This is a genomic window from Streptomyces griseoloalbus (assembly GCA_014650015.1).
Lineage (GTDB): Bacteria > Actinomycetota > Actinomycetes > Streptomycetales > Streptomycetaceae > Streptomyces > Streptomyces griseoloalbus.
Genome location: BMUD01000009.1, coordinates 274461 through 295002 on the forward strand (window position 1 = coordinate 274461; position 20542 = coordinate 295002).

Genomic DNA, 20542 nt, shown 5'->3' on the forward strand with positions numbered 1-20542 from the left:
CCGTCGCCACCGGCCGCTCAAGATTTCCCCGTTCCCACAGTTGTATCAATCGACAGCTTGAGACAATATGGCTCCCGCCCGGCGCCGTGCGCCCGTGAGCTCCGCCCTCCCGTAACGACAGCAGGGACCATGAGCACGAACTCCATCGCCACCGCCGTCCTGTCCGCCGACGGTCACTCGTACCGCTATCAGCCGCTGGACGGGCTGCTGCCTGCCGAGCGGCTCGCCGAGTTGCCGTACGCGGTGCGGGTGTTGCTGGAAAACGTCGCCCGCCGCTCCCCCACCGCACTCGACGACGTACTCGCCCGCGCCCGGACGGGAGACGGTGACTGCGAGCTCCCGGTGCACCCGAACCGGATCATGCTGCACGACACAACGTGTCTGCCCGCCCTCGCCGACTTCGCCGCCCTGCGCGACAGCGTCGCCGAACTGGGTGGCGATCCGGGGCGGCTGCAGCCGGCCGTACCCGTGGACCTGACCGTCGACCACTCGGTCATCGTCGAGGAGTACGGGCACCCCGACGCCGTCGAACGCAACCTGCTCATCGACTTCCGGCGCAACAGCGAACGGTACGCGTTCGTGAAGTGGGCCGAACGAAACCTCAACGGCTTCCGGGTCGTGCCGCCGGGGACCGGCATCATCCACCAGGTCAACATGGAGGTCCTGGCCCGTGTGGTATGGCGCGAGGACGCCGCGGACGGCGGGCCGCCGTGGCTGCACCCGGACGTGCTCGTCGCCACCGACAGTCACACCCCGATGATCAACGCGCTCGGTGTGGTGGGCTGGGGCGTAGGCGGGCTGGAGGGGCAGGCCGCCATGCTGGGAGAGCCGGTCACCATCCCCTACCCGCGCGTGGTGGGCGTGCGCCTGGCCGGTCGGCTGCGGCCCGGCGTCGGGGCCACCGATCTGGCCCTCACCCTGACCGAACTGCTGCGCGCCAAGGGGGTAGTGGACCGGTTCGTGGAATTCTGTGGCCCCGGTGTCGCCACCCTCGGGTGGGCGGAGCGGGCCGCGGTCTCCAACATGGCACCCGAGTACGGGGCGACCTGCGTCTACTTCCCGTACGACGACGAAACCGCCGCCTACCTGCGGCTGACCGGCCGCGACGAGGCACACGTACGACTCGTCGACGCCTACCTGAGCGCACAGGGCCTCAAGTGCACCACCAGCAGTCCCGAGCCCGTCTACGACGACGTCATCGATCTCGACCTGGCGACAGTGGAGCCGAGCCTCGCCGGGCCCGACCTGCCCCACCAGAGGCTTCCGCTGTCCCGGGTGCCCGGCTCCTTCAGGCCCACCACCCACCGGCCCGCGACGACGACGGCCTTCGGCGAGCCGCTCCCCGAGGGGCCGGTCGCCATCGCCGCGATCACCAGCTGCACCAACACCGCCAATCCGACACTGATCGTGCAGGCCGCCCTCCTCGCCGAACGGGCACGGCAGGCCGGGATCACGGCGAAACCGTGGGTCAAGACGTCTCTGTCCCCCGGCTCACGGGTCGTCCAGGACTACCTGCGCGAGGCCGGGCTCCTGGTCCCCCTGGCGGAGACCGGCTTCCATGTCGTCGGTTTCGGCTGCATGACCTGCATCGGCAACTCGGGCCCGCTCCATCCCGAGCTGGAGCGGCTCGCCACCGACGCCCGCATCGACCCGGTGGCCGTCCTGTCCGGCAACCGCAACTTCGCCGGCCGCGTCAACCCGCGCATCAGCCAGTCCTACCTCGCGTCGCCGCCGCTGGTCGTGGCGTACGCGCTGGCCGGTTCGGTCCTGCACGACTTCGAACGCGATCCACTCGGCACCGACGCCGCCGGCACCCCCGTCTTCCTGAAGGACCTGTGGCCCACCGACGAGGAGGTCGCCGCGCGCGTCGCCACCTGCGTACGGCCCGAGTTGTTCCGGGCCAACGCGACCCGGTTGCACGAGGGAACCCAGGCGTGGCGCGACATCAAGGCTCCCGACGGCATCCGTTACCCGTGGAGTGAGGACTCGACGTACATTCGTCGCCCCCCGCACCTCACGCGTCTGCCCGGGACCCCGCCCGACAGGCTGTGCATCAAGCGCGCCAGGGTGCTGTTGGTGCTGGGAGATGACGTCACCACCGACCACATTTCTCCGGCCGGCGCCATTCCGGCGCGCAGTGCTGCCGGGCGCTGGCTGGCCGAGCGCGGTGTGGCCCGTCGTGATCTCAACCAGTACTCCACCCGCCGCAGCAACCACGAGGTCATGCTTCGTGGCGCGTTCACCAACGCCGCCGTCCGCAACCGGCTCCTCGACCCGCCGGGCGACTACAAGGGCGGTCACGCGTACACCGCCGACCGCAGCGCCGTTCTGCCCGTCCACGAAGCCGCCCCGACCTACCGCGCGGCAGGCCACGACCTGGTCGTCGTCGCGGGCCGCAACTACGGCGCCGGATCAAGCCGCGACTGGGCCGCGAAGGCGCAGGCTCTGCTGGGGGTGCGGGCGGTGATCGCCGAGTCGTACGAGCGCATCCACCGCAACAACCTGATCGGCATGGGTGTGCTGCCGCTGGAGTTCGCGGACGGAGACGGAGCCTCGGCTCACGTCTTCACCGGCGAGGAGGAACTGTCCTTCGACGGCCTCGACGCTCCGCACGTGGGCGAGAATCCCGTCGCGTTGCACATCAGCCGGCCCGACGGCTCCCGCACCACCGCCCGCCTCCGACTGCGCCTGCAGACCCGTCAGGAACTCGCCTACCTGCGTCACGGCGGAGTCCTGCCGTACGTGGTGCGTCGTGCGGTCGCGGCGTCCTAGGCCGAGAGCGCAACCACGCCGAAGCGCCGCGCGGCGCCGCATGGCCGACCGGACACGCCCGGCCGCCGCCATCGACCGCCCTCCACCACGTCTTTCGTACTCACGCTCCACCGGCGTCACCCGACCCCGCCGGTCTCTCGAAGCAGCTGACAGCGCCGTCGCGCCCCCTACGAGAAGAGCCGCCATGTCCTCCATCCCCCTCGGGCCCGCACCGGACCCGGCAACCCGCCCCTCCCGCCGTCGCCTCCTGCGGGGCGCCGCCGCCGTCGGAGGTCTCGCCGTCCTGAGCGGCCCGCTCTCCGCCTGCACCGCCGACGAGGCGAACGCCGCCGCCCCGCAAGCCCCCGCGTACTACCCCGCCTCCTACGACACGATCGTCGACGCCTCGCGGCGGGAACGGAAACTGCTGATCTACTCGAACACCTCGCAGACCAATTGGCAGCCGGTCTTCGACGCGTTCGCGCGGCGCTACCCCTGGCTGTCGGACATCCGCGCCACCAACCTCGGCGGCTCCGCCGTCTATGAGCGCTACTACAGCGAATCCGCCGCCGGCACCTGCCCCGCCGACGTGCTGGCCAACAACGCGGGTCCGCTGTGGGGCGACTACGCGACCCGGGACGCCGCCGCCGACTACCGCTCGCCGGAGAAGGACCACCTGCCCGACTGGGCCGAGCTGCTGCCCGGCGTATGGGCCATGTCGACGGACCCGGTCGCTCTCATCTACAACCGCAAGACCCTCGCCGCGGACCAGTTTCCCGACGGCCTGCGGTCGCTGGCGGCGATCGTGGAGGCACAGCCGACCCGCTTCCGTGGAAAGGTCGGCGTGTACGACCCGACCAACGCTTACGGCTACGCCAGCAACCAGGGCTACACGTCGAACGTCGCGGGCGGCTGGGACACGTTCCGGCGGCTGCTGCCGTTCGCCCACGCGGACCACTCCTCCGGCACGCTCGTGGAGAAGGTCGTCTCCGGCGAGTACGACTTCTCCATCAACCTCAGCGGCGGCGTCGCCATCCCGGCCGCCGAGCACAGCGGCGGCCTGCTGGGCTGGAGCTACTACGCGGAGGGCACCGTCGTCATGCCGCGCGGGGTGTCCATCGTGAAGACCGCCCCGCACCCGAACGCGGCCCGCCTCTTCCTGGACTTCCTGCTCTCCGCCGACGGCCAAGCGAAGGTCGCGGAAGGGGGATTGGTGCCGTACCGGCCGGACGTTCGCCAGGACGCCATGGACAGCCTGCAGGACATGCGGCGCGAGCTCGGCGCGGACCGCGTCCATCTCTACCGGCCCGTGCAGGTGCCGGAGCGCGTGCAGGAGGCGTACGTCGCGCGCTGGGAGAAGACGGCCGGCTGAGCCGCCACCGCCCCCACCGCCCCCCTGCCTTCAACCCGTTCGTACGGAGTCGCCATGGCCATCCAGACACCCCCGGCGCCACCCGCCCCGTCCCGCACCCCGCGCGCGGGCGAGCTCGGCACACCCCAGTACCGGCGCCTGTTCGGCGCCGGACGTGAAGTCACCATTCACTGGCTGACGTTCCTGGTCACCGCCGTGCTCGTCCTCTCCCCAGTCGTTCCGATCCTCTACCAGTCGGTCCGGAATCAACCGCTGTACGCGGCGGGCGGCGCCTTCACCCTCTCGAACTACACCCACCTGTTCAGCGAGGCGGGCTTCGGTTCGATCATCCTCGACACCCTGCTCTTCGCCGTCCTGACGACGGTGTTCGCGCTTGCCATCGCGGTGCCGATGGCGATCCTGCTGGAGCGCACCCGCTTCCCCGCCGCCCGCCTGTTCGGCCAGGTGCTGCGCTGGCCCATCTACATCTCTCCGCTCGTCCTGGCCTTCGGCTGGATCGTCGTCTACGGCCCGGCCGGCTTTCTGACCAGCGCGGTGCGCGAGGGCTTCGGCTGGGTTCCGTGGAACCTGTACTCCCTGCCCGGCATGGCGTTCGTCGAGGCCGTCGCGCAGGTCCCCATCGCCTATCTGTTCTGCGCCAACGCGCTGGCCGCGTCCGACACCTCACTGGAGAACGCGGCCCGCAGCGTCGGCGCGGGGCCCCTGCGCATCCTGCGCTCGGTCGTGGTGCCGATGCTGCGTCCACCGATGCTCTACGCGGGTCTGCTGATCTTCGGAACGGCGATCGAGACCCTTTCCATCCCGCTCATCCTGGGCGAGCCCGCCGGCATCACCCTCTTCTCCAACTTCCTCTACGAGCAGGGCATCGACTCGATCAACCCGGACTACGGCCTGCTGGGCGCGGCGTCCACCTTCATGCTGCTCACCACGATCGCCCTGGTCGTGTTCCAGACGCGGCTGCTGGGGCACGCCCAGCGGTTCGTGTCGGTGCGCGGCAAGGCGACCCGCTCCGACCTGCTCGACATCGGCGCCTGGAAGTGGCTGGGCTTCGCCTTCGTCGGTCTGTACGTCGTGTTCGGCGCGCTGCTGCCGATGCTCGCGCTGGTCCTGCGCGCGTTCACCTCGCTGCTCACCCCGCTGGTGAACCCGTTCGACCTGCTCACCCTGGACAACTTCCGCCTGATCTTCGACTACGCGCCCTACACCGAGTCGATCGTCAACAGCATCACCGTCGCCTTCGTGGGCGCGGTCGCCGTGACCCTGTTCGGCACGGTGGTGGTCCTCGTGGCCCGCCGCTCCGACTTCCGCTTCGCCCGGCTCCTGGAGACGACCGCACAGTCACCGCACGCGGTCCCGGGCCTGATCGTCGGCATCGGCCTGTTCTGGGCCTTCACCTGGATGCCCGGCGGCGACCTGGTACGCGGCACGCTCTTCGCGCTGATCATCGCCTTCGCCATACGGGCGCTTCCGTCCGCGTACGGCGCGATCTCCCCGGCGACCATGCAGCTCGGAGCCGAACTCGACAACGCCGCACGGGTCGCCGGCGCCGACTGGTGGCGCACGGTGTCCCGCGTCCTGATCCGCCTGCTCGTGCCCGCGATGCTCGCCTCGTTCCTGCTCATCTGGACCCAGATGATCCGCGAGTACGCCCCCGCCATGTTCCTCGCCGGAGCCGAGTCGCAGGTCATCGGCACCACCGCCATCGACCTGTGGACCCAGGGCGAGACCGGCTCCGTCGCCGCCCTCGCCACCCTCCAGATCGCCGTCACCGCCCTCGTCGCCGGCCTCGCCGGTCTCCTCATGAAGGGGAAGAAGCATGCCTGAGCTGGTCGTCGAGAACATCAAGAAGTCCTTCCACGGAACCTCCGTCCTGGAGGACATCAACTTCACCGTCGCCGACGGGGAGTTCTTCACGCTGCTCGGCCCGTCGGGCTGCGGCAAGTCCACTACGCTGTCGTGCGTCGCGGGCCTGGAGACCCCCGACTCGGGCACCATCCGCGTCGGCGACCAGGTCTTCTTCGACGGCACCCCTCACCACACGGTGCCACCGGAGGGCCGCAACCTCGGCCTGGTCTTCCAGTCGTACGCGCTCTGGCCGCACATGACCATCGCCGACAACCTCGCCCTGCCGCTCAAGCTCCGCAAGGTGACCAAGGAGGAGCGGCGGCGCCTCATCGACGACGCCCTCGCCAAGGTCGACATGGCGCACCTGCGCGACCGCTACCCCCACCAGCTCTCCGGCGGCCAGCAGCAGCGCGTCGCCCTGGCCCGGGGCATCGTCTACTCCCCCGGTGTCCTGCTCCTGGACGAGCCCCTGTCCAACCTCGACGCCAAGATGCGCGACCAGGCCCGCGTCTGGCTCAAGGACCTCCAGCGCGAGGTCGGCATCACCACCGTCTACGTCACCCACGACCAGGTCGAGGCGATGTCCCTGTCCGACCGCATCGCCGTGTTCATGCACGGCCGCCTCCAGCAGGTCGGTACCCCCACCGAGATCTACGAGACCCCCGCCACCCCCGAGGTCGCCGGTTTCATCGGCCGGTGCAACCTCCTCGAAGGCCGCGTCGGCTCCACCGAGGGTGGGACCGTACAGGTGGAACTCGGCACGACGGGCCAGCGTTTGAAGGTGGCCGGCACCGGCTCGGCGGGGGCGTCCGCCACCGTGGGCCTGCGCTCCGAACGCATCACGCTCACCGACCGTGCGGACGCCCCGCACGACGGTGCCGTCAATGTGCTGCGGGCGAGGATCGAGCAGTGCTCGTACACCGGTGCGCGATTCGAGTACGAACTGAGCGTCGGTGACCTGCGCGTCCACGCCGAGAGCCCCGTCCGCCACACCGCCGGCGAGATCAACCTGCTCATCCGCCCCGAGGACTGCCTGCTGTACCCGGCGGCGGACTGAGAAGCCGTACCCTGACGGGCGAGGCCCGCGGACTTCCCCGCCTGGGGCCGGGTCCACGCCTTCTACGAACGTCTTCCACGCACGCGATGCGGCCGACCGCTGGGCGGGCACCGTGCGGTCGTGGCCCTCGGTGTCGCAGCGCACGGCCGGGGCCGGGCCGGGGACGGCCGCGGCGACGAGGGTCACCGGTCTGCCGCCGGGGCGCCAGGCGCACAGCCCGACTCTCCCCTCACGGCGGCGTGTCCACCCTGGACGTCCGCTCCCCCGAGGTCCCGCCACGGGTCCCGGCCGCCCTTCTCGGATCGCGGGGCGAGGGCGGGGCGGCGTCGCGTGGGACCCTGGCCGTATGAACGACACCGCCCTGCTCGTGATCGTCGACGCCGCGAATGTCGTCGGGTCGGTGCCCGACGGATGGTGGCGGGACCGGCGGGGCGCCGCCGAGCGGCTGCGCGACCACCTGGCCACGCGGGGCCTGCCGGGCCGCTCCGGCCCGGTGGAGATCGTCCTGGTGGTGGAGGGGGCGGCCCGCGGGGTGGACTCGGTCCCGGGCGTCCGGGTGGCCGCGGCCCCGGGCAGCGGCGACGACGAGATGGTCGCCCTGGTGACCGGGGCCGGCGACCGCCCCGTCCTGGTCGTCACGGCCGACCGCGAACTGCGCCGCAGGGTGACCTCACTGGGCGCGGAGGTCACCGGCCCACGCACGGTGCGGCACGCCGGGCCTGCGGGCGGGAGTTCCCCGTCCCGGGCGTCCGACGAGCCGGGCATCCGGCGGCGAGTCAACGAGTAGGGCCGTCGCAGGCCCGGCGTGCCGCTCACGGAGGCGGTCGAACGGACGTGGGCGGGGTGTGGGCGGGGGTGCGGGCGGGGCTGGGCCGGGTTCCGTCGGCCGGGACGTGTCCGACGGCTGCCGGGCGATCCGCGCACGGCGCGCGGGCCGTGGGCCGTGGGCCCGAGGTCGGGCGTCGAGTGCCGGGTGCCGAATGTCGAATGTCGGGTGTCGGGCGTGGCCGGAAGGGATTCCCGTGGATCCGGGGCTGGGCGGCGCGGGGCGGGGCCCCGGGGCCGGGAGGATGTCGGCGCGTCAGCGGGAGCGTGGGACGGAGGCCTTGTCCCCCTTCGGGGACATGCGGCTGTGGGAGCGGCTGTAGAGGAAGTACACGACGATGCCGATCACCATCCAGATGCCGAAGCGGACCCAGGTCTCGGCCGGCAGGTTCAGCATCAGCCACAGGGAGGCGGCCACCGACAGGATCGGCAGGAAGGGAACCCAGGGGGTGCGGAAGGACCGGTGCAGATCGGGGCGGCTCCTGCGGAGGATGATCACACTGATCGCGACGATCACGAAGGCGAACAGCGTGCCGATGTTCACCAGCTCGGCGAGTTCCGTCAGGGGCGTGAAGCCGGCGACGATCGCGATGATGACGCCGAGCAGGATGGTCGGCCGGTGCGGGGTCCGGAAGCGGGGGTGGACCCGGGAGAAGAAGCGGGGCAGCAACCCGTCCCGGCTCATGGCGAAGAACACCCGGGTCTGGCCGAGCAGCAGGATCATGCACACGGTGGTCAGGCCGACGGCGGCACCGAAACTGATGAAGCCCGCGTACCAGGGATGCCCGGTGGCCTTGAACGCGTCCGCGAGCGGCGCGTCCACGCTCAGCTCGCTGTAGTGCTGCATTCCGGTGACGACGATCGACACGGCGACGTACAGCGCGGTGCAGATGAACAGCGAACCGAGGATGCCGCGGGGCATGTCCCGCTGCGGGTTCCTGGTCTCCTCGGCGGCCGTGGCGACGATGTCGAAGCCGATGAAGGCGAAGAAGACGACCGAGGCGGCGGTGAAGACGCCCATGACGCCGAAGTTGGCCGGCGCCCAGCCGAACATCAGCTGGATCAGCGGCGAGTGGAGGCTCTCGCCCGCCTCCACCGGCTGCGCCTTGGGCACGAACGGTTCGTAGTTGGCGCCCTTGACGAAGAACGCGCCGGCGATGATCACGACGAGCACGACGGTCACCTTGATGGCGACGACGACCGAGGTGACCCGGGCGGAGAGTTTCATGCCGAGGACGAGGATGCCGGTGAGGACCAGCACCAGGGCGGCGGAGAGGATGTCGAAGCCGAAGCCCTCGGCGCCGTCCCGGGTGCCGAGCGCGGCGGGCAGTTCCCAGCCCACGTTGTTCAGCAGCGAATGGATGTATCCGGACCAGCCGACGGCCACCACCGCCGTCCCGAGCGCGAACTCCAGGATCAGGTCCCAGCCGATGATCCAGGCGGGCAGTTCGCCCAGGGAGGCGTACGAGAACGTGTACGCGGAGCCCGCCACCGGGACGGTGGAGGCGAACTCGGCGTAGCAGAGCGCGGCGAGCGCGCACACGACACCGGCCACCGCGAAGGCCAGGGCCACGGCGGGCCCGGCGTTGTTCTTGGCGACCGTGCCGGTGAGGACGAAGATGCCGGTGCCGATGATGACACCGACGCCGAAGACGGTCAGGTCCAGCGCGGACAGGGATTTCTTGAGCGCGTGCTCGGGTTCCTCCGTGTCACGGATGGACTGCTCGACCTTCTTCGTCCGGAAGAGGGGGCTTGTCACGGGTACCTCCCACGCTTGTCGTCCTCGACATGATCGAGAGGGGGCGTAGGTCGTATGCCCCGGCGCGGGCGATTTCACGCGAAAGGGCCGCGCGCGCCACTCTTCACAGTGGCACGGGCGGCCCATCCGGGCGACGCGTGGACGGCAGGTCAGTCCCGGGCCGGCTCCACCGAGTCGACCGCCTCGGCGGCGGACCGCTCGTACCGGCCGTCGAGCTTGGCCACCAGGCCGGTGACCTGGCGGGCGATGTCGGGGGCGGTCAGCCCGATCTCGGCCATGACCTCGGCGCGGGAGGCGTGGTCGAGGAAGCGCGGCGGGATGCCGAAGTCGCGCAGCGGCACGTCGACGCCGGCATCGCGCAGGGTCTGGGCGATCGTGGAGCCGACACCGCCGACCCGGGAGTTGTCCTCGACGGTGACGACGACGCGGTGCCGCTCGGCGAGCGGGGCCATGGCCTCGTCGACGGGCTTGACCCAGCGGGGGTCGACGACGGTGGTGGAGATGCCCTGCCGGTCGAGCAGGCCGGCGATCTCCAGGCACATCGGCGCGAGCGCGCCCACGGAGACCAGCAGCACGTCCGGTGTGTCGGTGCCGGGTTGACGCAGCACGTCCATGCCCCCGACGCGGCCCACGGCGGGCACGGCGGGGCCGACGGCGCCCTTGGAGAAGCGCACCACGGTCGGGGCGTCGTCCACGGCGACGGCCTCGCGCAGCTGGGCGCGCACCTGGTCGGCGTCGCGCGGGGCGGCCAGCCGCAGCCCGGGGACGACCTGGAGGATCGACATGTCCCACATGCCGTTGTGGGAGGCGCCGTCGGTGCCGGTGATGCCGGCCCGGTCGAGCACGAACGTCACCCCGCACCGGTGCAGGGCCACGTCCATGAGGACCTGGTCGAAGGCGCGGTTGAGGAAGGTGGCGTACACGGCGAAGACCGGGTGCACGCCGGCGTGGGCGAGGCCGGCCGCGGAGACGGCGCCGTGCTGCTCGGCGATGCCGACGTCGTAGACCCGCTCGGGGAAGCGCTTGGCGAACCGGTCGAGGCCGACCGGCTGGAGCATCGCGGCGGTGATGGCGACGACGTCCTCGCGCTCCTCGCCGAGCTTGACCATCTCCTCGCCGAAGACGGAGGTCCAGTCGGCGCCGGAGCTGGCGATCGGCAGACCCGTGTCGGGGTGGATCTTGCCGACGGCGTGGAAACGGTCGGCCTCGTCCGCCAGGGCGGGCTGGTAGCCGCGGCCCTTCTCGGTGAGGCAGTGCACGATCACCGGACCGCCGAAGCGCTTGGCGCGGGCCAGGGCGGACTCCAGGGCCTCGATGTCGTGGCCGTCGATGGGGCCGACGTACTTCAGGCCGAGGTCCTCGAACATGCCCTGCGGGGCGATGAAGTCCTTCAGGCCCTTCTTCGCGCCGTGCAGGGTGTCGTAGAGGGGGCGGCCGACGACCGGGGTGCGTTCCAGGAGGTCCCTGGTGCGGGCCAGGAAACGCTCGTAGCCGTCGGTGGTGCGCAGGGTCGCCAGGTGGTTGGCGAGGCCGCCGATGGTGGGCGCGTAGGAGCGCTCGTTGTCGTTGACGACGATGACGAGCGGGCGGTCCTTGGCGTCGGCGATGTTGTTCAGCGCCTCCCAGGCCATGCCGCCGGTCAGCGCGCCGTCGCCGATGACCGCGACGACGTGGCTGTCGCGGTTCTTGATCTGGTTGGCCTTGGCGATGCCGTCGGCCCAGCCGAGGACGGTGGAGGCGTGACTGTTCTCGATGACGTCGTGCTCGGACTCTCCTTGCGAGGGGTAGCCGGACAGGCCGCCCTTCATCTTCAGTCTGGAGAAGTCCTGTCGGCCGGTCAGCAGCTTGTGCACGTAGGACTGGTGGCCGGTGTCCCACAGGACCTTGTCCTTGGGGGACTCGAAGACCCGGTGCAGGGCGATGGTGAGCTCCACCACACCGAGGTTGGGGCCGAGGTGGCCGCCGGTCTTGGAGACCGCGTCGACGAGGAAGGTCCGGATCTCTCCGGCCAGCTGGTCGAGCTCCTCCAGGCTGAGCCGGTCCAGATCGCGCGGTCCCCTGATGCGGGTCAGCAGCGGCACCCGTGCCTCCTTGCAGTAGAGCTGATCGAGCTGTTGCCGGGCGGGTCGAGTCTAATGTTCCGCTCCGGCGCACGGACTCCGGGCGGTGCGTCGTGCGTCACCCGTTCGGCAGTACCCCCGATCGGCCCGTCCTACGACACGACTGTTGCCCGGCACCTTCGAGGCACCGGGCAACAGCGACGGACTCAGCGGCGCGGGGCGCTGCGCGACAAGCCACAGCGCACCCGCACGGGACGTACTACGCCCGCCCCGCCGTCTTCTGCGTCTTACGAGTGACCGCGTCGATGACGACGGTCGCCAGCAGCACACCACCGGTGATCATGTACTGCACCGGCGACGCGATGCCCTCCAGCGCGAGCCCGTAGGTGATCGAGATGATCACCATCACACCGAGCAGCGCGTCCCACGTGCGGCCACGCCCACCGAAGAGGGACGTACCACCGATGACGGCCGCGGCGATGACGTTCATCAGGAACTCGCCGGTGCCCGCGCCCTGGTTGGCGGAGGCGATCTTCGAGGCGACGAAGAGACCGCCGATCGCGGCGAAGGTGCCGGCGATCGCGAAGACCGAGATCCGGACCAGCTCCACGTTGATACCGGCACGGCGGGACGCCTCGACGCTGCCGCCGAGCGCGAAGACCTTGCGGCCGTAGGCGGTGCGGCGCAGCACGAAGTCCGTCAGCACCAGGAACGCCAGGAAGATCACCACGGCCAGCGGCAGGCCCTTGTACTGGTTGAACACGATCGCGACGGCGAACGCCAGGATCGCGAGCAGCACGGTCCGCACGATGATCTCGTTCAGTGGCCTGGACGGCACACCCGCGGCCTCGCGGCGGCGGTTGTCGAAGAACGCGGCGAGGAAGTAGCCCACGGTCGCGACGAGGGCCAGACCGTAGGCGGCGGCCACGTCACTGAAGTAGTAGCTGGTCAGCTTGACGACCAGGCCCTCGGAGTCCAGGTTGATGGTGCCGTTGCTGCCCAGGATCTGCAGCATGAAGCCCTGCCAGAACAGCAGGCCGGCCAGCGTCACGGCGAAGGCCGGGACACCGATGCGGGCGAAGATGAAGCCGTGGACGGCGCCGGCCGCCGTGCCGGTGAGGATCGCCAGCACCAGGGCCAGCACCTCGTTCATCCCGTTCGTGACGTTCATGACCGCGAAGGCGGCGCCCGCGACACCGCTGACCGAGCCGACCGACAGGTCGATCTCGCCGAGCAGCAGGACGAAGACGATACCGACGGCGATCATGCCCGTGCCGACCATGGCGACGGACATGTCGGAGAAGTTGCCGGCGGTGAGGAAGTTCGGGTTCAGGCTGGTGAAGATGGCCCAGATGATGAGCAGGCCGACCACGACGGGGATGGAGCCGAGGTCACCGGCCTTCATCTTCCGCTTGAACTCGTTGAGGTAGCCCGCGAAACCCTGTTCGCGCACCAGCAGCCGGGGGTCGACCACGGTGACCGCCGCGGCGGCCGCCTCGGGGTTCGCCACGGCGTGGTCCCCGGTGGGGGTGGAGGTCTTTTCGGTGCTCACTTCTTGATCTCCCCATTGGTGCGCGCCGCACGACGGGTCACGGCGTTGTCCGTGGCGCCCGTGATGGCGGAGATGATCTCTTCCTGCGAGGTCGACTTGACCTCGAAGACGCCGTTGTTGCGCCCGAGGCGCAGGACGGCGACCTTGTCCGCCACTGCCTTCACATCGGCCATGTTGTGGCTGATGAGGATGACGGCGTGGCCGCGCTCGCGCAGCCGCTCGACCAGGTCGAGGACCTGCGCGGTCTGCTCGACACCGAGGGCGGCGGTGGGCTCGTCGAGGATCACCAGCTTCGGCTCGCCGAGCATCGACCGGGCGATGGCCACGACCTGGCGCTGGCCTCCGGAGAGGGAGGCGATCGGGATCCGGACGCTGGGGATGCGGATCGAGAGGGTGTCGAGGAGCTCGCGGGAGCGTCGCTCCATCTCGACCTCGTCCAGGACACCGCGCCTGCGGAGCTCCCGGCCCAGGTAGAGGTTGCCGACGACATCGATGTTGTCGCACAGCGCGAGGTCCTGGTAGACCGTCGCGATGCCCAGGTTCTGGGCGTCGTGCGGCCTGTTGATCTGGACGGTCTTGCCGTCCCATTCGATGACGCCCTCATCGATGGGATGCACGCCGGCGATCGTCTTGACCAGCGTGGACTTTCCGGCGCCGTTGTCGCCCACCAGGGCGACCACCTCACCGGCGTGGACCTCAAGCTCTACGTCGGTGAGCGCCTGGACGGCACCGAACCGCTTGGAGACCCCGCGCAACGCCAGCACGGGCGTAGCGGACACGTGAACCATCTCCTTCGCCGCCTGACCCGGCGGGAGGTTGTGCAGAAAGGTATGGGGGGTGTTCCGTCCGGCGCCCCGCGTAGCTTGCGGGGCTGATGTGTGCGGGACGCCGGCGGAGCGTGGGGCAGTCGGTCCCGTCGGGGAGTCCGGGTCACGGACTCCCCGGTGTCACGGGACGCGGGGACTGCTTACTTGAGGCCGATCTTGTCGCAGGCGGCCTTGTACTTGCCCGTGCAGATCTCCTGGACGGTGTAGATGCCGTCCTTGATCACGGTGTCGTTGATGTTCTCCTGGGTCAGCGAGACGACCGGGACGAGCACGGCGGCGACACCCTTGGTGGTCGGGCTGTCGACCTTGTCCTTGGCGATGGAGTCCAGCGACTTGCCCTGGGCCAGCAGAACGGCCATCTCGGCGGCGATGTTCGCCTCCTGCGGGTACGGCTTGTAGACGCTCATGTACTGCTCACCGGTGACGATGCGCTGCACACCCGCGAGCTCGGCGTCCTGGCCGGTGACCGGGATGTCGTCGATGCCGGCGGCCTTCAGGGCGGTGATGATGCCGCCCGCCATGCCGTCGTTGGCGGAGTAGACGCCGACGATCTTGTCCTTGCCGAGGGCGGAGATGGCGCCCTCCATGTTGGCGTTGGCGTTCTCCGGCTTCCACTCCTTGGTGTCGTACTCGCGGCCGACCTTCACCTTGCCGTCGAGGACGGAGTGCGCGCCTTCCTTGAACATGGCGGCGTTCGGGTCGGTGGAGGACCCGTTCATCATGACGATCTGGCCGTCCTTGGCCTTGTCGCCCAGCGCCTCGAGCAGGGCCTCGCCCTGGGTCTTGCCCACGGTCACGTTGTCGAACGAGGTGTAGGCGTCGATCGGTCCCTCGGCGAGACGGTCGTAGGCCACGACCGGGATGCCGGCGTCCTTGGCCTTCTTCACCGAGCCGGCGATGGCCTTGGAGTCCACCGCGTCCACGATCAGCACGTCGACCTTGTTGGTCACCATCGTGTCGACCTGCTGGTTCTGCAGGCTGGCGTCCTGCTTGGCGTTGGCGTAGACGACCTCGCCCTTGTTGTTCGTGAGCTCCTTGACCTTCTTCTCGATCAAGGGCTTGTCGAACTTCTCGTACCGCGCGGTCTGGTTCTCCGGGAGGAGCAGACCGACCTTGATGTCATCGCCCTTGGCGGCGGATTCGCCGGAGTCCTTCTTGTCACCGGACTCGGCGGCGCTGCCGCAAGCGGCGAGCGAGACGGCCATGGCGCTCGCGGCAATGGCGACGGCGGCACGACGCATACGCGTGTTCACTTCTAGAAACCTCCCTGACGAGGCCGCGTCGTTGCGGCCGAGGTGGCTGGAAGTCAACTCGGCCGCACGTGCGACGTCAAGAAGTAAATCCTTAACGAGATGGCAACGGTGCCATCCGTTCTCTAAGTGAAGGCAGGGTCGGCCACGGCCAGTGACCCCGTCGCGGTGCCGTCCAAAAGCGTCGAATCGCCCATCTCGCTGAGCGCGAGAGCGAGCGCTCCGAGCACCTCCGCACGACCCCCAAGTGCCCCGGGGAGAACGGACAGTTGGCGCGCCGCACTGGGGATCGCATAGCGGCCGACGGACTCCCGGATCGGTCCGAGCACCAGTTCACCGGCCTCGGCGAGATCACCGCCGAGCACCACCCGGCTCGGGTTCAGCAGGTTGCAGAGATTGGCGACTCCACTGCCGATGTGGCGGCCGACGTCGGCGATCACCCGACGGCAGCCCGGGTCGCCGTCCCGCGCCAGCCGCACGATGCCTTCCATCGTCAGATCGGTGCCGTGGCTGGGCTGGAGCAGCGGGAGCACATAGCGCGCCGCCGTGAAGGTCTCCAGGCAGCCACGGTTGCCGCAGCGGCAGACGGGGCCGGACTCATCGAGTGTAATATGTCCTATTTCACCTGCGGTGCCGCCGGGACCGCGGTAGATCTTCCCGCTGATCACCAGACCGGCGCCGACACCGCTGGCCACCTTGATGTACGCCAGGTCGCGCACGCCCCGGCCACTGCCCCAGACCATCTCGCCGAGGGCACCGAGGTTGGCGTCGTTGTCCACGTGCACCGGCACGCCGAGCCGCCCGCGCAGCTCCTCGGCGGGCTTGGTGCCGGTCCAGCCGGGCAGGATCGCGGTCGAGCCCAGGGTCCCGGACTCCACGTCGATCGGCCCGGGGACGCCGAGGCCCACACCGGCGATCTTGGCGCGGTCCACGCCGGTCGCTTCGATCAGGCGGCTGACCAGCTGTTCCGCCCGGTCGAAGCCCTGTGCCGCGGAGGCGTCCACGTCCAGCGGCTCGGATTCCTCGGCGAGCACCTGATGGGCGAGGTTCCCGACCGCGACCCGCAGATGGGTGTGCCCGAAGTCGACGCCGATGACGATGCCGGCGTCCCCGCTCAGCGAGACCGCGCGGGCCCGGCGTCCGCCGGCCGAGGTGGGGGTGACCTCGACGGTTCCGCCGTTCTTCAGTTCCCGGACGATGTTGGAGACCGTGGCCGCGGACAGGCCGGTCGTCCTCGCGATCTCGGCCTGGGTGAGGGAACCGGCAAGACGTACTGCCCGGACCACCCGTTCCAGGTTGGCTCGGTGCAGTGACGACTGCGACCCCGGAGTCTCCACGACGACCTCCTGCGCGCGGGGCCGCTTCGGTGAGACCCCGTTCATGTCCAACTAGTGAACTCTAAGCTGAGCCGTTCGGGTCGCCTCCCGTCAAGAGGTTGAACCGTTTCGGGGGGCTCCGTGGTGTACGGACACATACACGGACGCCGCTCCCAGCAACGGGAGCGGCGCGTGTTCGAGGGGTTCCGAAGCGTTACTTCAAAGTCGCGGAGGTGAGACCGGCCTGCACCTGGCGCTGGAAGGACAGGTAGACCACCAGCATGGGCACCATGGCGATCGTCACGCCCGCGAAGAGCACCGGAAGATCCGAGGCGTACCCCTGCTGCTGCTGGAGCTGGATGAGCCCCTGGGTCAGCACATAGCGCTCCGGATCGTCACCGCTCTGCGGCTGCATCAGCACCGTCGGCAGGATGTACTGGTTCCACTGGCCCAGCGTGTTGAAGATGCCGACGCTGAGCAGGCCGGGCTTGGCCATCGGCAGCATCACCTGGAAGAAGGTCCGGGTGTGCGAGGCGCCGTCCAGGATGGCCGCCTCGAAGACGGCCGTGGGCAGGGTCCGGAAGAACGCGTGCATGAAGAACACCGTGAACGGCATCGAGTAGGCGACGTAGACCAGCACCAGGCCCTGATAGGTGTTCAGCATGTCGAGCCGCTTGACCATGAAGAACAGCGGCACCAGGGCGAGGAACACGGGGAACATCGCGCCCGCGACGAAGAAGTAGTACACGAACCGGTTGCCCCAGAACTCGTACCGGGCCAGCACGTACGCCGCCATGGAGCCGAGCAGCATCGTCAGCGGCACGGAGAAGACCAGCACGACGACGGTGTTGAGGAAGTAGTCGCCGATGCCCTTCTCCCAGGCGCGGGAGAAGACACCGAGGTCCCAGTTCTGCGGCCACCCGAAGGCCGAGCCGCCGATCTGCGCGTCGGTCTTGAAGGAGCTGAGCACCAGCCACAGCAGCGGCAGCACGATCAGCACCGCCCACAGGACGAGGAAGCCGTGCGAGAAGACGTTCAGCACGACGCCTTCGCCGCGCTGGTCGCCGGGGCGTACGGAGCCCTTGCTCACCGGCGGCGGGGGCGGGGTGGGGTCCCCGGTGGGGGCGGTTGCCTCGAGGGGTGCGCTCATCGTCGTCTCTCCGCCTCAGAACTCGATGCGCTCGCGACGGGTGGCGCGCAGCATGACCACGGACACGATCAGGGTGAGGAGCAGCATGGTCACGCCCATGGCGCAGGCGTAGCCGCTCCTGCCGTACAGCAGGAAGTTCCGCATCATCACGGTGGACATCACCTCGCTGTGGTGGTCGGGGCCGCCGCCGTAGTCGCCGGCGGTCATGGTGGAGACCAGGATGAACATGTCCATCGCCGCGATGCCGAGATAGACCCACGCGGTCTGCACGGAGTCCCACAGCAGCGGCAGGGTGATGCGGAAGAAGGACTGGGCGCGGCCGGCGCCGTCGATGAGCGCGGCCTCGTATATGTCCCGCGGAATGGACTGCATGGCGGCGGAGAACAGCACCAGATAGAAACCGACGCCGTGCCAGACGACCACCGCCATCAACGCCCAGAGCACGACGTCGGGCTCGTTGAGCCATTCCACGGGGTTGCTCTCGTCGACCAGGCCGAGTTTGATCAGGACGCCGTTGAGCATGCCGCCGCCGTCACTGCGGTACACCGCCCCGAACAGCACCGCCATGATGGCCAGGGACAGCACCTGGGGGAAGAAGTAGATGACCCGGTAGTACTTGGATCCGGCGACTCCCGAGACGCCTCCGGAGCGTCCCCGCCCGCCCGCGTTCACCATGAAGGCGAAGAACAGGGCGAGCAGAATGGTGATCACCGGGATGAACACCAGGAACAGGATGTTGTGCCAGATGGCCCCCCTGAAGATGTCGTCCTCGAACAACGCGGTGTAGTTGTCCAGGCCGACGAACTCGAAGGTCTGCGACTGCCCCTTCCAGTCGGTCAGTGAATAACCGAACGTCTGGATGTAAGGCCAGATCACGAAGATCAGATAGAGCGCCACGGGAAAGAGGAGAAATCCCGCGACGAACCGGTGCTGCCCTTTGCGCATGGCGTTCCTGCCCCTGGGTGTGGCGGCTGCGGGCCGGGATTGCTCCCGGCCCGGATTCCGTCGGTCGAGCGAGCCGGATCAGTCGCGGCGGTTCTGCTTCGAGGCCGGGTCCTTGGCCTGCTTGTCCACCGCGGCCTGGGCGCGCTTGAGCCACTCCTTGGGCTGAATACGCTTGGCCATCAGCTCGTTGGAGGCGTTCTCGATGGCGGTGTTCATCTCGCTGTACCACTCGGTGTACAGGTAGCGGAAGGTGTTGTCGCCGGCCGCCCGGGAGGCCTCGACGGTGGACTGGGTGCCGGGGCGCAGCTGCACGTTCGGGTCGACACCGTCCTTGAGGATGGTCAGCGAGTTCGCCTCCTTGGCGAACAGGGTCGACCATTCCTTGGAGAGCATCATCCGCATGAACTCCTTGGCCGCGGGCAGGTTGTTGGCCTTGGACGGGATGATGAAGGGCTCACCGGAACCGGCCCGGATCGCCTCGAAGGGCAGCGCGCTGCCGGGCAGCAGCGGCATCGGCAGGAACTTCATGTCGAAGTCCGGCGGTGTCGTCTTGAGCTGCTCGTTCTCCAGCCAGGAGCCGCTGGTGATGAACGCGGCCTTGTACTGGTTCCAGCGGGTCTGCGACTCGTTGTGGGTCAGGCCGTTCGTACCGGGCATCAGATAGCCCTTCTCGACGACCTCGTAGACGGCCTCGATGGCCTCCGTGGCGGCGTCGGAGCCGGCGAACGCCTTGGGGTCGAGGTTGTCGATCGCCTTCATGGCGTCCAGGCCGCCCTTCTTGGCGATCAGGTCCATGATGGCGACGTTGATGTAGTAGGGGTACTTGCCCTGGTGGGCGAGGCCGCCGATGTTCTGGGACTTGGCGTCCTTGCAGATGGCGAGGAAGTCGTCCCAGGTCTGGGGCGCCTGCCAGCCCTTCTCCTCGAAGAGCTTGCCGGAGTACCACAGACCCCACACCGTGTAGATGTAGTTGAGGGCGACGACCTTGCCCTCCTGCATGCCCGTGTCGAGCGTGCCGGGGATGAGGGTGTCGCGGACCTTCTTGTCCGGGTCGTCGATCGACGGCGCGTCGAGCACCTCGGCGAGGTCGAGCAGCTGGCCGTTCTTGGCCAGGACGTCGATCGGGATCTGCTGGGCGCCGGAGTCGTCGACGATGTCCGGCGGGTTGCCGGCGTTGAAGCGGGGCTGGAGCTTGCCCGTGATCTCCTGGGTGCCGGTGTGGACGGAGGTGACGCCCCACTTCTTCTTGAAGGCGGCTTCCCACGCCTTGGCGTAGTCGTCGCCGTAGCCGCCCTTGAAGATGACGACGTCGAGTTTGCTGCCTTCCTTGACGCCGAACGGGTTGGAAGCGGACGTCTCGCCCTCGTTCTCGCCGGAGTCGTCGCTCCCGCCCCCGCTGGCACACGCGGACAGGAAGCTCATCGCCGGTACGGAAACCAGGCCGAGCGCGGCGGACCGCCTGATCAGATCGCGGCGTCCCACACCGGTCGGGGTGGGGGCACCGGTGCCGTTGTTCTCGCCGGAAGTGGATCCCATGCTCAAGTCCTCGCCTTCTCCAGGACTCAGGCGGTGAACCGGACCCTTCCCGGCACCGCGTTCGGGTCAAGCTGGGTCGTGCAGGAAGTTCGGCTGGTACATGGTCGGGTGCTGTGAAGATTCCCCGGAGTGCCGACAGGTATAGTCCACTTCACGCCGACGGAGCAAGATCGAATGCAAGGTTCGCCTCCGGTCTTTTCCGAGTTGAGACCTCGCGGAAATATCGGCCTCCGGCGCGCCCCCTGCGGCGATATCCTCGCCGCCGGACCTGAATGTCACATTCAACCCTCTTGACAC

Annotated in this window: 14 protein-coding genes; 5 read left to right on the top strand and 9 right to left on the bottom strand. The window is 69.2% G+C overall.

Annotation, left to right across the window (positions count from 1 at the left end; translation table 11 throughout):
• Nucleotides 1-129: 129 nt before the first annotated feature.
• The 5 genes from acnA (at nucleotide 130) to IE178_RS16630 (ending at nucleotide 7812) form a co-directional block, all read left to right on the top strand.
• Nucleotides 130-2772 (top strand): aconitate hydratase AcnA, encoded by a 2643-nt coding sequence (gene acnA, locus IE178_RS16610; protein ID WP_193512836.1) that lies wholly within the window; start codon nucleotides 130-132, stop codon nucleotides 2770-2772.
• Nucleotides 2773-2956: 184 nt separating this feature from the next.
• Complete coding sequence (locus IE178_RS16615) at nucleotides 2957-4123, top strand: ABC transporter substrate-binding protein (protein ID WP_193512837.1); 1167 nt, start codon at nucleotides 2957-2959, stop codon at nucleotides 4121-4123.
• 54 nt (nucleotides 4124-4177) lie between these two features.
• A complete protein-coding gene (locus IE178_RS16620; RefSeq protein WP_193512838.1) occupies nucleotides 4178-5947 on the top strand; it encodes an ABC transporter permease in 1770 nt (589 codons plus the stop codon).
• Nucleotides 5940-7025, top strand: coding sequence for an ABC transporter ATP-binding protein (locus IE178_RS16625; RefSeq protein ID WP_193512839.1), 1086 nt, complete (start codon nucleotides 5940-5942; stop codon nucleotides 7023-7025). Before IE178_RS16620 ends, IE178_RS16625 begins: the two co-directional genes overlap by 8 nt.
• 346 nt (nucleotides 7026-7371) lie before the next feature.
• Complete coding sequence (locus IE178_RS16630; protein WP_318280084.1) at nucleotides 7372-7812, top strand: PIN domain-containing protein; 441 nt, start codon at nucleotides 7372-7374, stop codon at nucleotides 7810-7812.
• Between the two features lie 294 nt (nucleotides 7813-8106).
• Here IE178_RS16630 and IE178_RS16635 read toward each other — a convergent pair whose 3' ends face one another.
• The 9 genes from IE178_RS16635 to ngcE form a co-directional block, all read right to left on the bottom strand.
• Complete coding sequence (locus IE178_RS16635; RefSeq protein ID WP_318280085.1) at nucleotides 8107-9609, bottom strand: amino acid permease; 1503 nt, start codon at nucleotides 9607-9609, stop codon at nucleotides 8107-8109.
• Nucleotides 9610-9758: 149 nt separating this feature from the next.
• Complete coding sequence (gene dxs / locus IE178_RS16640; RefSeq protein ID WP_193512840.1) at nucleotides 9759-11690, bottom strand: 1-deoxy-D-xylulose-5-phosphate synthase; 1932 nt, start codon at nucleotides 11688-11690, stop codon at nucleotides 9759-9761.
• 238 nt (nucleotides 11691-11928) lie between these two features.
• Nucleotides 11929-13221 (bottom strand): sugar ABC transporter permease, encoded by a 1293-nt coding sequence (locus tag IE178_RS16645; protein WP_184761551.1) that lies wholly within the window; start codon nucleotides 13219-13221, stop codon nucleotides 11929-11931.
• Nucleotides 13218-14009 (bottom strand): ATP-binding cassette domain-containing protein, encoded by a 792-nt coding sequence (locus tag IE178_RS16650; RefSeq protein WP_184761552.1) that lies wholly within the window; start codon nucleotides 14007-14009, stop codon nucleotides 13218-13220. The genes IE178_RS16645 and IE178_RS16650 overlap by 4 nt, the downstream gene beginning before the upstream one ends.
• A 179-nt stretch (nucleotides 14010-14188) precedes the next feature.
• Nucleotides 14189-15289, bottom strand: coding sequence for an ABC transporter substrate-binding protein (locus IE178_RS16655; RefSeq protein WP_184761780.1), 1101 nt, complete (start codon nucleotides 15287-15289; stop codon nucleotides 14189-14191).
• A gap of 134 nt (nucleotides 15290-15423) precedes the next feature.
• On the bottom strand, nucleotides 15424-16635 hold the full coding sequence (locus IE178_RS16660) for an ROK family transcriptional regulator (protein ID WP_184761781.1): 1212 nt from the start codon (nucleotides 16633-16635) through the stop codon (nucleotides 15424-15426).
• A gap of 193 nt (nucleotides 16636-16828) precedes the next feature.
• Nucleotides 16829-17764: a carbohydrate ABC transporter permease gene (locus IE178_RS16665; RefSeq protein WP_184761553.1), complete on the bottom strand. Its 936-nt coding sequence runs from the start codon at nucleotides 17762-17764 to the stop codon at nucleotides 16829-16831.
• Between the two features lie 15 nt (nucleotides 17765-17779).
• Nucleotides 17780-18709, bottom strand: a complete 930-nt coding sequence (locus tag IE178_RS16670; protein ID WP_184761554.1) for a carbohydrate ABC transporter permease — start codon at nucleotides 18707-18709, stop codon at nucleotides 17780-17782.
• A 78-nt stretch (nucleotides 18710-18787) separates the two neighbouring features.
• On the bottom strand, nucleotides 18788-20245 hold the full coding sequence (ngcE, locus tag IE178_RS16675) for an N-acetylglucosamine/diacetylchitobiose ABC transporter substrate-binding protein (RefSeq protein ID WP_184761555.1): 1458 nt from the start codon (nucleotides 20243-20245) through the stop codon (nucleotides 18788-18790).
• Between the last annotated feature and the right edge of the window lie 297 nt (nucleotides 20246-20542).